Source organism: Bacillus paranthracis (genome assembly GCF_024296885.1).
GTDB lineage: Bacteria > Bacillota > Bacilli > Bacillales > Bacillaceae_G > Bacillus_A > Bacillus_A paranthracis.
In genome coordinates this window covers 4,985,246-5,000,032 of sequence record NZ_CP101135.1, presented here as the reverse complement: position 1 = coordinate 5,000,032, position 14,787 = coordinate 4,985,246, and the positions used below count along the sequence as shown (strand labels likewise).

The 14,787-nt window shown below is 37.0% G+C and carries 11 protein-coding genes; all 11 read left to right on the top strand.

The features are described 5' to 3' along the window. Positions 1 to 35: 35 nt before the first annotated feature. The 11 genes from galE (NLJ82_RS25930) to NLJ82_RS25880 all read left to right on the top strand — a co-directional run bounded on the left by galE (NLJ82_RS25930) (position 36) and on the right by NLJ82_RS25880 (position 14,615). Positions 36 to 1,052, top strand: a complete 1,017-nt coding sequence (gene galE, locus NLJ82_RS25930; RefSeq protein WP_000996526.1) for a UDP-glucose 4-epimerase GalE — start codon at positions 36 to 38, stop codon at positions 1,050 to 1,052. A 117-nt stretch (positions 1,053 to 1,169) separates the two neighbouring features. Further along, positions 1,170 to 2,162 carry a UDP-glucose 4-epimerase GalE gene (gene galE / locus NLJ82_RS25925; protein ID WP_001084642.1) on the top strand — a complete coding sequence of 331 codons (993 nt, stop codon included), beginning with the start codon at positions 1,170 to 1,172 and terminating at the stop codon, positions 2,160 to 2,162. 94 nt (positions 2,163 to 2,256) lie between these two features. Continuing rightward, positions 2,257 to 3,981, top strand: a complete 1,725-nt coding sequence (locus tag NLJ82_RS25920; protein WP_000637920.1) for a phospho-sugar mutase — start codon at positions 2,257 to 2,259, stop codon at positions 3,979 to 3,981. A gap of 159 nt (positions 3,982 to 4,140) precedes the next feature. After that, a complete protein-coding gene (locus NLJ82_RS25915) occupies positions 4,141 to 6,087 on the top strand; it encodes a BglG family transcription antiterminator (protein ID WP_001042643.1) in 1,947 nt (648 codons plus the stop codon). 143 nt (positions 6,088 to 6,230) lie between these two features. Next, positions 6,231 to 8,183 carry a PTS fructose transporter subunit IIABC gene (locus NLJ82_RS25910; RefSeq protein ID WP_000865785.1) on the top strand — a complete coding sequence of 651 codons (1,953 nt, stop codon included), beginning with the start codon at positions 6,231 to 6,233 and terminating at the stop codon, positions 8,181 to 8,183. Between the two features lie 17 nt (positions 8,184 to 8,200). After that, entirely contained in the window at positions 8,201 to 9,145 is a 945-nt protein-coding gene (gene manA, locus NLJ82_RS25905; RefSeq protein ID WP_000138682.1) for a mannose-6-phosphate isomerase, class I, read from the top strand. Positions 9,146 to 9,267: 122 nt separating this feature from the next. Further along, positions 9,268 to 9,939, top strand: a complete 672-nt coding sequence (locus tag NLJ82_RS25900) for a response regulator transcription factor (protein WP_000699569.1) — start codon at positions 9,268 to 9,270, stop codon at positions 9,937 to 9,939. Between the two features lie 11 nt (positions 9,940 to 9,950). Beyond that, entirely contained in the window at positions 9,951 to 11,381 is a 1,431-nt protein-coding gene (locus tag NLJ82_RS25895; RefSeq protein ID WP_000054038.1) for a HAMP domain-containing sensor histidine kinase, read from the top strand. A gap of 66 nt (positions 11,382 to 11,447) precedes the next feature. Further along, positions 11,448 to 12,230 carry a DUF3919 family protein gene (locus NLJ82_RS25890; protein WP_000826593.1) on the top strand — a complete coding sequence of 261 codons (783 nt, stop codon included), beginning with the start codon at positions 11,448 to 11,450 and terminating at the stop codon, positions 12,228 to 12,230. Continuing rightward, entirely contained in the window at positions 12,227 to 13,261 is a 1,035-nt protein-coding gene (locus tag NLJ82_RS25885) for an ABC transporter substrate-binding protein (protein WP_001225605.1), read from the top strand. Before NLJ82_RS25890 ends, NLJ82_RS25885 begins: the two co-directional genes overlap by 4 nt. Before the next feature lie 19 nt (positions 13,262 to 13,280). Next, positions 13,281 to 14,615, top strand: coding sequence for an MFS transporter (locus NLJ82_RS25880; RefSeq protein WP_000477605.1), 1,335 nt, complete (start codon positions 13,281 to 13,283; stop codon positions 14,613 to 14,615). Positions 14,616 to 14,787: the final 172 nt, after the last annotated feature.

The following is a 14,787-nucleotide window of genomic DNA, read 5'->3' as shown; positions in this document are numbered from 1 at the left end:
ACTTAAATATTTAATTGTTTTGGAGGACTATAATCATGGCAATACTTGTAACAGGTGGAGCAGGATATATTGGTAGTCATACATGCGTGGAATTACTGAATAATGATTATGAAATTATTGTAGTAGATAATTTGTCAAATAGCTCAGTAGAATCTATCAATCGAGTGAAAGAGTTAACAGGAAAACAATTTAAGTTTTATAAAGAGGATCTTGAGAATTACGAGGCACTGAATAAAATTTTTGAGGAAAATACAATTGAAGCTGTTATTCACTTTGCAGGTTTAAAAGCTGTAGGGGAATCGGTAGCAAAGCCATTAATGTACTATAATAATAATATTATTAGCACATTAGTATTATGTGACGTGATGCAAAAGCGTAATGTGAAGAAGATGATTTTTAGTTCATCAGCAACTGTATATGGTATTCCAGAAACATCACCAATTACGGAAGAATTTCCATTAAGTGCTACAAATCCATATGGTCAAACGAAATTAATGATTGAACAGATGATGCGTGATGTAGCATTTGCAGATGCGGCATGGAGTATCGCATTACTTCGTTATTTCAATCCATTTGGTGCACATGAGAGTGGAAGAATTGGAGAAGATCCAAATGGAATTCCAAATAACTTAATGCCATATGTCACACAAGTGGCAGTAGGTAAACTAAAGGAATTAAGTGTATTTGGAAATGACTATCCAACGAAGGATGGTACGGGCGTTCGTGATTACATACATGTTGTCGACTTAGCGAATGGTCACGTAAAGGCACTTGAAAAAGTACTGAATACAACGGGAGTAGATGCTTATAACCTTGGTACAGGCACAGGTTATAGTGTACTTGAGATGGTTGAAGCATTTGAAAAAGTTTCGGGCAAGAAAGTTCCTTATAAAATTACGGAGCGTCGTCCTGGTGATGTGGCGGTATGTTTTGCAGATGCATCAAAGGCAAAGCGTGAACTAGGATGGGAAGCAAAACGGGGATTAGAAGAAATGTGTGCAGATTCTTGGAAATGGCAATCAAATAATAAAGATGGGTATATCACAAAATAGCATTAAGGTTTTAGTGTACACACTATAGGTAATAGGGATAGATGTCTATAGTATAATATATTATAAATTAAATAGTTCTAAACCTAAAAATTTAGCTATGAGGAAAGTAGGTATACAATGAATTCAATTCTAATTTGTGGCGGAGCTGGATATATCGGTTCTCACGCCGTGAAAAAATTAGTAGACGAAGGTTTATCTGTAGTAGTAGTAGATAACTTACAAACGGGTCATGAGGATGCAATTACGGAAGGTGCGAAGTTTTATAATGGTGACCTTCGTGATAAAGCATTTTTAAGAGATGTGTTTACACAAGAAAATATTGAGGCGGTTATGCATTTCGCAGCTGATTCTTTAGTTGGAGTTAGTATGGAGAAGCCTCTTCAATATTATAATAACAATGTGTATGGTGCACTTTGTTTATTAGAGGTAATGGATGAGTTTAAGGTAGATAAGTTTATTTTTTCTTCTACTGCGGCGACGTATGGTGAGGTAGATGTAGACCTTATTACTGAGGAAACGATGACACATCCAACGAATACGTATGGAGAGACGAAGTTAGCAATCGAGAAGATGCTTCATTGGTATAGCCAAGCTTCTAATTTACGTTATAAGATTTTCAGATACTTTAACGTGGCGGGTGCAACTCCAAATGGTATTATTGGGGAAGATCACCGTCCAGAGACGCATTTAATTCCTCTTGTATTGCAAGTGGCGTTAGGGCAACGTGAGAAGATTATGATGTTTGGTGATGATTATAATACACCAGATGGTACTTGTATCCGTGATTATATTCACGTTGAAGATTTAGTAGCAGCTCACTTCTTAGGTCTTAAAGACTTGCAGAACGGCGGAGAGAGTGATTTCTATAACTTAGGAAATGGTAATGGTTTCAGTGTAAAAGAAATTGTTGATGCAGTTCGTGAAGTTACAAATCATGAAATTCCAGCTGAAGTAGCACCGCGCCGTGCGGGAGATCCAGCACGTTTAGTTGCTTCTTCTCAGAAAGCGAAAGAGAAGTTAGGTTGGGATCCTCAGTATGTAAATGTGAAGACAATCATTGAGCATGCTTGGAATTGGCATCAGAAGAAACCTAATGGGTATGAGAAATAATAAGTCTAAATTTTAATATAAAAAATTAATTTACTATTTTTAAGGTATGTGTATTAAAGCATACCTTTTTAATTTGAAATTGGAGGATAATAATATGATTTGGAAACAAGAATTTAGTCGCTGGCTTTCTTACGCACAATTAGATGCAGAATTAAAAGAACAGCTAGAAAATATGAAGCAAGATGAGAAGAAAATCGAGGATAGCTTTTATAAAAATCTAGAGTTTGGCACAGGTGGTATGCGTGGTGAACTTGGTGCTGGTACGAACCGTTTAAACGTATATACAGTTCGTAAAGCGACAAAAGGATTAGCAAGCTTTATCGAAAAGTTAGGTGAAGAAGCGAAAAAACGCGGTGTTGTTGTAGCCTATGATTCTCGTCATAAATCACCTGAGTTCGCAATGGAAGTTGCTGCTACACTAGGTGCACACGGCATTACAACATATGTGTTTGAAAGCTTACGTCCAACGCCAGTGCTTTCTTTCGCAGTTCGTCATTTACATACAGTGAGTGGAATCGTTCTTACTGCAAGTCATAATCCGCCTGAATATAACGGTTATAAAGTATACGGTGAAGATGGTGGACAGTTGCCTCCGAAAGAAGCTGATGAATTAATTAGCTACGTAAACGCAGTAGAAGACGAGTTAACAGTTGAGGTTGCTAATGTGGAGCAATTAAAAGCTGACGGTTTATTACATATTATTGGACAAGAAGTCGATGATGCATATGCTGCAGAATTGAACAATGTCATTATTAATAAAGAAATGGTGGAAAAGGCCGGCAAAGATTTAAAAATCGTCTTCACACCACTACACGGAACATCAAATATTTCTGTACGCCGTGGTTTAAAAGAAGTTGGATTTACAGATGTAACAGTTGTAAAAGAGCAAGAGTTACCAGATCCGAACTTCTCTACAGTAAAATCACCGAACCCAGAAGAGCATGCAGCATTTGAATATGCAATTCGTGACGGTGAGAAGGTAGGAGCGGATGTATTAATCGCAACAGATCCTGACGCAGATCGCCTTGGTGTAGCAGTTCGTAATCACGATGGTGAGTTCCAAGTATTAACTGGTAACCAAACAGGTGCATTAATGCTTGATTACTTATTATCTCAAAAGAAAGAAAACGGAACGCTACCAGAGAACGGTGTCGTATTAAAAACAATCGTAACGTCTGAAATCGGTCGTACAATCGCGAAAACATACGGTTTAGATACAGTTGATACGTTAACTGGATTTAAATTTATCGGTGAGAAAATTAGACAGTATGAAGAAAGCGGACAATATGAATTCCAATTCGGTTATGAGGAAAGCTATGGTTATTTAATCCGCCCATTCTGCCGTGATAAAGATGCAGTACAATCTGTCCTATTCGCATGTGAAGTAGCTGCATACTACAAATCACAAGGTAAAACGTTATACGATGGCCTATTAGAAGTATTTGAGAAGTACGGCTTCTTCCGTGAAGACCTTGTGTCGTTAACGCTAAAAGGAAAAGATGGAGCGGAAAAAATCCAAGAGATGATGGCAACGTTCCGTGAAAATCCTCCGAAAGAAGTAGCGGGCTTAACAGTTGTAGCAGTTGAAGACTATAAAGCAAGCATCGTTACATCTTTACAAGATGGACATAAAGAAGAGATTCACTTACCGAAATCAAATGTGTTAAAATATCAATTAGAGGATGGTTCATGGTTCTGCCTACGTCCATCTGGAACTGAACCGAAGATTAAGTTCTACTTTGGTGTAAAAGATAGTTCTTTACAAAATAGTGAACAAAAGTTACTTACTATTAAAGAAGACATTATGAATCGTTTATAATAAATTTTAAAAGAGTTCGATTATGTATCGAACTCTTTTTTTATGAACAAATTCCAAACAATAAAATCCCCTCATTCAGAAATCCACTAATATGTTATGATAAATGCACTAAGTTAGTAACATACTGGGTACAAAGGATAGAAGAAACAGGTGAAGCAGATGAATAAAAGGCAACAGGAAATTTTACAATTTTTATTATCTGAGTCTAATGAGTATTCGTTAGTGCAGGAGCTTGCTGATAGGATTGGTTGTTCGGAGAAGACGATTCGTAATGACTTTAAGGTGATTGGGGAATATGTAGAGAAGTATTCAGATGCACTTCTTATTCGGAGACCGGGTTTAGGTGTCTGTTTAGAAATTACGGATTACGATAAGTTCAGTTTGTTCAATAAATTGTATGCTGTACAACAGGATATAGGCTATGCATCAGACGAGGAGAGAGTGTTGCAAATTGCGTATAGCTTGTTGATGAATATTAAACCAGTTACAGTGCAGGAGCTTGCTGAGCAGTATTTTGTTAATAGAGCTACGGTTAAGAAAGATTTAGATAGAATTGAAACGTGGCTTGAGGAACTAGGGTTAGATTTAGTTGTAAAGCAAAGAATTGGATTAACGGTAGAGAGCGATGAGAGAAGTAAGAGGAAGGCATTAGCTAAACTATCAGATTTAATTCATAATCGTGAATTAATGAATCAATTTATTAAAAAGCAATTTTTGTATCATGAAATTGAATTTGTAATGACAGAATTGAAGGCGTTACAAAAAAGGTATGCTATATTTTTTACAGATGATACGTTAGAAAATCTTTTATTACATACGTTAATCATGGTGCGGAGGATGAAGTTAAAACAACCAATTTCAATGTCTAATGATGATTTAAAGATTGTACGAGAGACGAAAGAGTATGGTTGGACACTAGATTTTTTAACAAGGTTAGAGTTTGTATTTACGGTTCATTTCACTGAAGAAGAGATAGCTTATTTAGCCATTCATATTTTAGGCGGGAAATTTCGTTATCAAGATGAATGGGAAAGAGATAAGTTAAATGTGAATAATCCTATACTCTCACAAGTTGTATCACATTTAATAGGGCGTATGTCTAAATTGAATGAAATCGATTTCGGGGAGGATCCATTTTTACTAGAGGGATTACAGATGCATCTGTACACGACGTTAAATCGTTTGCAATATAATCTTTCTGTTTCAAATCCAATGCTTCATGAAATTAAGCGAATGTATCCGTATATGTTTGATATGTTAATTCATGAGCTGGATGATATTAATCAATCATTAAGTCTACAAATCCCGGAGGAAGAAGCAGCTTATCTTACTTTGCATTTTCAGGCGGCAATGGAGCGTTTGAGTGATAAAAAGGTATCAAAAAATGTAATTATTGTTTGTCATATGGGGATAGGGATATCGCAATTATTACGGACAAAAATCGAAAGGAAATTCCGGCATGTCCATGTGCTGGATTGTATTGCAAAGTCCGATTTAGAAGAATACTTAATGAAAAATAAAAAGGTAGAGCTTATTATTTCTACGATAGATCTTCCGCAGTTAAATATTCCTCATTTTGTTGTATCTCCTTTATTAGAGCGGAGTGAAGAAAGTAAGTTAGAGGAATTTATGAAGAAATTAGATGAACGACCGTCTAACGGAAATAAGGACTTTGTATTATTGAATTACACAACTCCTTTTTTAGTCTTTTTACAACAAGAGGTAGAGCATCGTTACGAATTAATTGAAAAATTAGCGAGGTCTCTTTATGAAAAGGGATATGTAGAGAAAGAATATATTGAAAATGCGATTGCTAGAGATAGAATGTCAGCAACGACAATCGGTGCAGGGGTTGCCATCCCGCACGGAAGCCCTAAGCTAATTAAAGAATCCGTGATTGCAGTTGCTACGCTTAGGGAGCCGTTGGACTGGGGAGCAGAGAAAGTATCGCTCGTATTTATGTTAGCAGTTAAGAGTGATGGTAAGGAAGTTACGAAGCAGCTATTTCATGAGTTGTCTTTTATAAGTGAACAACCTGTGTTTGTCCAGAAGCTTATAAAGGAAAAGAATATAATGAAGTTTTTATCTTATTTAAGATATGAATAGGTAAGGCGATAAGCCTTACTTTTTTGTTTGTTCCGGTAAAATAATGTTTTTTCCGGAGGTTACGGTAAAAAAGAAAACTTTTATGAATCGAATATTGATATATATTATTTGTAGGCGCTTACATAAAGGTGAGGAGGATTAAAATGAAAGTACTAGCGATTACATCGTGTCCGAATGGGATTGCCCATACGTATATGGCTGCAGAAAATTTACAAAAAGCAGCGGATAAATTAGGAATTCAAATGAAAGTTGAAACACAAGGTGGTATAGGTGTTGAGAATGAACTTACTGAGCAGGAGATTCGTGAAGCAGATGGCATCATTATAGCGGCAGATCGAGTAGTAAATAAAGATAGATTCATAGGTAAAAAGCTATTAGTTGTAGGAGTTAAAGATGGTATTCGTAAGCCAGAGGAGCTCATTCAAAAAGTAGTGGATGGTAATGTTCCTGTTTATCATTCAGATGTGAAAAAAACAGAAAATGATTTGCAAGGAAAAAAACAAAATCCTATATACCGTCATTTAATGAATGGTGTATCATTCATGGTTCCTTTCATTGTTGTAGGTGGATTATTAATTGCGATCGCATTGACACTTGGCGGCGAAAAAACTCCTGGTGGTTTAGTAATACCAGAAGGTTCTTTTTGGAAAACAATTGAGCAAATAGGTGGGGCTTCATTCGCATTTATGGTTCCAATTCTAGCTGGATATATTGCTTACAGTATAGCGGATAAACCTGGACTTGTTCCTGGTATGATTGGCGGATATATTGCAGCAACGGGAAGTTTTTATGGTAGTGAGAGTGGAGCTGGTTTCCTAGGTGGCATTATCGCAGGTTTCTTAGCCGGTTATGTTGCTTTAGGAATTAAAAAATTAAAGGTACCAAAAGCAATTCAACCAATTATGCCAATTATTATTATTCCGGTATTTACGTCACTTATTGTTGGTTTAGCATTTGTATTTATTATCGGTGCTCCTGTAGCACAAGTATTTGAATCATTAACAGCTTGGTTAGCTGGTATGCAAGGTTCAAGTTCAATTCTTTTAGCATTAATCTTAGGTGCAATGATTTCATTTGATATGGGTGGTCCAGTAAATAAAGTGGCATTCTTATTTGGTTCCGCAATGATTGGAGAAGGAAATTATGAAATTATGGGACCGATTGCAGCAGCGATTTGTATTCCACCAATCGGGATGGGACTTGCTACGTTTATAGGAAAGAGAAAGTTCCAAGAAGCTGAAAAGGAAATGGGGAAAGCCTCATTTACGATGGGCTTATTCGGTATTACAGAAGGAGCTATTCCTTTTGCAGCACAGGATCCATTACGTGTTATTCCAAGTATTATGGCGGGGTCCATGACAGGTGCAGTTATTGCAATGATTGGTAACGTAGGAGATAGAGTAGCACATGGTGGACCGATCGTTGCGGTACTAGGAGCGGTAGATAACGTATTTATGTTCTTTGTTGCTATTATTGCGGGTTCTATTGTTACAGCGGTTATTGTGAATGTATTAAAGAAAGATATTTCAAAACCTGAAGAAACACAGGAATTAAAAGAAATGAAAGAAGTTTCAGCAACTAAGGAAGTAACGGAAGTTCAAGAACAAGGAATAGAACAGAAAGCTGAAAAGGTTGAAATTCAGAAGTTAACAGATATAACGAGTTTGGAGCTAATTGATGTTAATTTGGCAGGAGAGACACGTGACGATATTATTGATGAAATGATTGGGAAATTAAATGCCGTAGGTGCTTTACATTCTGATTCTGAGTTTAAGCAAGCAATTATGAGTCGCGAAGCAGAGAGTAGTACAGGCATTGGAATGAATATTGCGATTCCTCATGGGAAGTCGAATGCAGTAAAAAAACCGAGTGTTGTATTTGGAATTAAACAATCAGGGGTAGATTGGAAGAGTTTAGATGGAACGGATGCAAAATTAATATTTATGATTGCAGTTCCAAAAGAGAGTGAAGGAAATGAGCACTTGAAGATTCTTCAAATGCTTTCAAGAAAACTTATGGATGATAGTTATAGAGAGAGATTAATATCTGTCCAAACAAAAGAAGAAGCACATAAGTTATTAGATGACATCGTATAAAATGGAGGATTTTAATCATGACAGAACCGTTATTTTTTGCACCCATTTTTAAAGAAAGAATTTGGGGTGGTACGAAATTAACTTCTTTCGGATATGAAATACCATCAGAACAAACGGGAGAATGTTGGGCTTTTGCTGCGCATCAAAATGGACAAAGTGTAGTTAAAAATGGAAAGTATAAAGGCTTGTCTTTAGGACAATTGTGGAATAATCATCGAGAATTATTTGGGGATATTGAGGGGGATTGTTTCCCTCTTCTTACAAAAATTTTAGATGCAAATCGTGACTTATCTGTTCAAGTGCATCCAAATGATGAATATGCACGTATAAATGAAAATGGTGAGCTAGGAAAAACTGAATGCTGGTATGTCATTGATTGTAAAGAAGGTGCTGAAATTATTTATGGGCATCATGCAAAGACAAAGGATAAACTAGTAGAGATGGTGGAGCAAGAAGAGTGGGACAAGCTATTACAACGTGTAAAGGTGAAGCCAGGTGATTTCTTCTTTGTTCCAAGCGGGACTGTTCATGCAATTGGTGAAGGTATTTTAATATTAGAAACGCAACAAAACTCTGATACTACTTATCGGTTATATGATTATAATAGAAGAGATTCAGAGGGGAAACTGCGTGAACTCCACCTTGAGAAAAGTATGGAAGTAATAGAGACACCATTTGTTTCAATGCAACAATCTGTTCAATATAAAGAAATAGAAGATTTATATGTAACAAAATTTATTGAATGTCCTTATTTTTCAGTGGAAAAATGGCAATTAGATGGAGTGGTTAACTTAACGCAAAAAAAACCATTTCTTCTTTTAAGTGTAATAGATGGAGAAGGCGAGCTAATACACGGTACTGAAAAGTATCAATTGGAGCAAGGAGATCATCTCATATTACCAAGTGATTTTGGGGAATATAGGGTGGTAGGACGTGCTGAATTTATTATTGCGAGCGTATAAGAGATGAAATATAACAGGAGAGAGTATCGTCGACAAAATATGTTCGACAATACCCTCTCTTTTTTTATAGGATTTTTGCTATACTAAACTGTACTATAATACAGGTTGGAAGGAGGAGAACAATGAAAATACTTGTAGTGGATGATGAGTCGAGTATTCGTAATTTGATTCGGATGCAGCTTGAGATGGAAGGATATGAAGTGCTTACGGCGGCTGACGGGAGAGAAGCTTTAGAGAGATGGAAGGAAGGGCCGGATGTTTTGATTTTGGATGTTATGCTTCCGGATACAGATGGGTATGAGTTACTTCGTTTGTTCCGGGAGAAGGATCGGGATATTCCAGTGCTCATGTTAACTGCGAAGAGTCAGATGAATGATAAATTGCTTGGTTTGCAGCTGGGTGCTGATGATTACGTGACGAAGCCATTTAATTATGCGGAGCTTATTCTTCGGGTTAAGAATATGGCGCGGCGCGTGAAGAAGACAGAGGTAACGGTAAGTCATGAAGTAATCGAGGCGGGAGAGATAACGATTTGTCCTAAGGAAAGAAAAGTGCATGTGAGTGGACAAGAGGTTCAGTTAACGTACAGAGAGTTTAATTTATGTCAGTTGTTTGTTTCAAATCCGCAACGTGTATTTATGAGAGATGAGTTACTTGAGAAAGTATGGGGATTTGAATATATCGGAAATACGAGAGCGGTTGATATTATGGTACAAAGACTGCGGAAGAAGCTCGGGAAGAGCGGGGAATATATTAAGACGATTTATGGCGTTGGCTATAAACTGGATTGTTAAGTGGTGATGGTATGTCTTTAAAAAGAAATATGGTGTTTGGAATCGTTGGACTATTAATCCCGATTTTTGTCCTTTTGTACGCAGTTGTTTATATTACGTTAGAAAAGAATATGTATCATAATGCGGCAAATTCTTTAGAAAAGTTAAGTGTAGAAGCACAAATTTATACGATGAATTATTTAGAGAAGGAAGCAGAGGTAGAGACGCTCGGTCCGAATTCACTTTTAATTGCTTCGTATTTAGCGAAGCGCATGGATGTCCGTGTACAGATGATTGGGAAGAATGGAGATGTTGTGGCGGATACGCAAAAGGGAGCGCTTCTTCATCGGAATATTGATATCGAGAGTTCCTTGAAGGGAAAGAAATCTTATGTGTTTGAAGAGGGAGACCCAGCTCCAATTCTTTTGTTTTCAAGCCCGGTTTATTATGGAAACGATGTCATTGGTAGTGTTCGTTTTATAAATGAGTTAACGGGTGAGAAGGAAGTTTTAACAAATGTCGGTTGGACGTTTTTAATGACGTCTCTTTGCCTCGTAGCTGCAGGTATTTTCTTTGCAATTCGTTTGGCAAAGTCTCTTCATAAGCCGATTGATCAGTTAAGACAAATGGCGCACCGGCTTGCGAATGGTGATTATAAAAGTAAGATTGAGCTAAATGAATATGTGGAAATTGCGCAGCTTTCAGCGTCTTTTAATGCGATGGCTGATGGGATTGAACTACATATTAAGCAATTGAAGGAAGAGAAAGAGAAGCAGAAAGATTTCTTAGACCGTATTACGCATGAGCTAAAAACACCGCTAACGGCGATTATTGGCTATGTGGATTTAATTCCGAAGTTAAAGGCGAAGGAAGATATACAGGAGAGCTTGCGTTATGTCGCTGTAGAAAGTGAGCGTTTATTATCACTTGTAGAGGAATTACTTAAGTCTTCAAAGTACGGGACGAGTACGTTTGAAATATCACCTACAGTTGTGAATATAAAGGAGTTAGCCGAAGAAGCAGTTTCAATCGTGAAACCTCGCTTGCAGAAATTTGAGATTGAAGTTATTAATGAGTTAACAGATGTACATGTTGTTGCCGATTTCGATAAGACGAAACAGATCTTCTTAAATGTGCTTGATAATGCGATAAAATATAGCGACGCTGCGCAAATTCGTATGAATGTCATTGTAAATGAACGTGAGGCGAAGGTGTTTGTTCATGATGATGGCATTGGTATAGATGAAGGGGTGCTGGCAGAGTGGAATGAATCGCCAGAAGGGAAGGTACTTTCTTCTAGTTACGGGAATGGGTACGGTTTGTATATTTGTCAGGAGATTATGAATAAGCAGGGCGGAAGTATGCGAATTGAGAGTAGTGAAGAGGTTGGTACTACCATATTTATTACATTCTTACTTCCGAGACGGATGGAAGACATAAAAAACTTGAAAGCGGTTAAATGATACATTTATGAAACAATTATGCGATATTTTCGAAACAACGTTTTTTTATCTTGGAGGTAGGCAGAAATGAAAAGGCTATCATTTCAAATTCTTATGTTTGTCTTTTGTATCATTGTTTCTCTTATTTTGTTTTATGTGATGGAGAAGCAAATATATAATCGGATCACAATTGTGAATGACAAACAAGCTGTTTTACAAAGAGTGAATGAATCCCTGCCTACTGAAATGAAGGTTAGGCATGAAAAGTGGGGAGAAATTGTTATAACGGATGAAGTTCGTTTGCATACGATTGTTTCATTCTTTGACCGAATTCAAATCAATCCGAGTGAAGCTAAGAATCAAGAACAAGTATTTACTGGAGAAGTAACGTACTTGAATGGACAGAAACGTACTTTTGCAGTAGGTGACTTGTTCCAGTACGGGGCTGATATATACGGAAAGAATGGTACGGATCCAATGATTTCAGCATTGCAAACGTATTTGTTAAGCCTGTATTACACACCAGAACGTATTCATGATTTTTTTGCGTCAGCACAGGATGTCATAGTACGTCAAGGTGATGTAGAACGTGCGGTGAATGTTACGCACATACTTGATTCGATTCGGTATGCAAAGCAAATTACAGATTACGGAGAAATTCAGAAGTTATTACAATCACAGAATGAACCGATTGCTTATATTACCGCTTATAAAACTGGTAAGCGTATAAAGAATGAGCGTGAAGACATTCTTACTATTTCTGTGTATCCATCGTATTTTGTTGTGCAATATCTCGGTGATAATAATGGGAATGTTATGTATATGAAAAGCTCCCTCGCAAATGTATTTGTAAAGGAGAATGTGTTATGAGAAAGATAGCCTTTTTCTTCTTTTTGCTAGTAATTGGAGGAGCGATGTCTAGTTGCTCTCGAGATACGACCTCTATTAAATATAATAAAAGTGGTCTCCCTATTTTGGATGATCGTCATCTTGTTGCGTATGTAGCGGCTCGCGAGGAAGTGGGGGAAGCGTTGCTTTCATCATTTTGTAAACCACGCGGCTGTACGTATGAATTTATTCGTCTTTCGACAGAAGAGCTTCTTCGGAGGGTAGAAGAGGAAGCTGGAAATCCGAAAGCGGATATTATTATTGGCGGTACGGTAGATGCGCATCAAATGATGAAGCAAAAAAAACTATCTATTCCTGTTACGAGCCAGCATGCGAACCGTATTTCAAAAACTGTTAAAGATAAAGACGGCTATTGGTACGGTTATGAAGTAGAGAAGCTGGCAATTGCGATTAATAAAGAGCGGTGGAACGAAGAATTAGCACCGCTCGGACTTCCTTATCCATCAAGGTGGCAAGATTTATTAAATCCAGTATATAAGGAAAAGATTGTCATTCCAGATCCAAATGTTTCAGGAACAGCATATACGTTTTTTCAATCACTTATTGATACTGTAGGTGAAGAGGAAGCGAAAGAATATGTTAAGAACTTTGCAGGGCAAGTTGGTGAAGTAACGGTGAATGGTTACATGCCAGTAGAGCTTGTTGCGAGTGGTGAGTATATGATAGGCATCAATTTCATGGGAGATCAGAGAATGCTTCAAAAACAAGGCTTTCCAGTTGTAAGTATCGTACCTGAGCAAACAGGGCTATCTGTTAATGCGATTTCGAAACTAAAGCGTGCACCGAATGGTATTATTGCGGATTTATTTATTGATTATTGTTTATCAGAAGAAGCGGGTCACATTTTAGAAAAGGTTTCGTTTGGCGTACCAACGATGTTTGCGAAGAACGAGAAAGAAATAGAAGGACAGCCGGTTAGAAGAACGAACCAACATATATCAAATAGTGGAATAATCGAGATATGGAATAGACAACGTCTCTCTCAGAAGTGAGAAAAGGAGACGAAAGAATATGTTTAAATGGCTCAAGCCAGCACCTGCAATTGAAAGATTGCCTGCGGATATGATCGACCGTGTATATCGATTACTACGTATTCGTGTGTTAATCGGAATTTCAGTTGGATATGCTGCTTATTATTTAGTTCGTAGTAACTTTACGTTATCAAGTACGTATTTAGTACAAGAATATGGTTTTAGTACAGCTCAAATTGGTCTACTAGGTTCAGTAATGGCAATTGTTTATGGATTTAGTAAGTTCTTTATGGGGAATTTATCAGATAAAGCTTTCGCCCAGCGCTTTATCGCAGTCGGTTTATTCTTATCAGGTCTTGTAAATATTTGCTTCGGTTTTGCATCTTCATTTGGGATGATCGTTACATTACTTGTTGTGAATGGTATTGTACAAGGTATGGGTGCACCTCCTTGTAGTATCGTTATGACGAAATGGTTCTCGAAGAAAGAACGTGGTACGAAAACAGGTCTTTGGAATATTTCACATAACGTTGGTGGAATGCTTGTGCCACCACTTGTCGGAATTGGTGTAGGTATTTTTGGTGAAAACCATTGGCAAGGCGGCGTGTTTATTTTCCCAGCGATTATCGCAATGGTAATTGCAGTTCTTGTTTGGATTAATGCGAAGGATACACCAGAATCAGAAGGTCTTCCTCCAATTGATGAGTATCGTAATGACTATGAAAATCTTGAAAAAGCAGATCATGCTAACAAGATGTCACCAAAAGAAATTTTAATGAAGTATGTAGTGAAAAATAAATTTGTATGGTTCTTATGTATTGCAAATGCATTCGTTTATTTAATTCGTTTCGGCGTTATTAACTGGGTTCCACTTTATTTAACGACAGTTAAAGGTTTCTCAAAAAATGAAGCACATGCGGCGTATGCAATCTTTGAAGGTATGGCAATTCCAAGTTCATTAATCGTTGGTCTTTTAAGTGATAAATTATTTAAAGGAAAACGTATGCCATTATGTATCATTAGTATGGTCGGAGTTGTTATTGGTACGTTTGTATATTGGCAAGCAACTAGTATACTTGTTGTAAGTATTGCAGTTTCTATTATCGGTTGTTTAATTTATGTACCACAATTCTTAATCGGTTTAAGTGCGATGGAATTAGTACCAAAATTTGCAGTAGGTACGACAGTTGGTATGTGTGGTCTGTTCGGTTACGTAGGCGGAAGTCTTGTAGCAAACGCAGCAATCGGTGTTATTGTTGATCGTTCTGGCTGGGATGGATGCTTCATCTTACTATTAACAGGTGCTATTTTATCAACGATCTTCTTGTTCATTGTTCAACGTGGACATGAAAGCAAAGCGCCTAAAGCGGCGTAATATTTTGTTTGAAAAGCTATCCAATTATTATTTTGGATAGCTTTTCTTATATTACTATAATCTTTCCTTAAATCTATCTTAAAAGATATAATGTCATATTTCTAATCATTGGAATTTTTGTTACAATATAAATGGATGTGTAAAACTTTGTAAAAAGAATGTAATAATATGT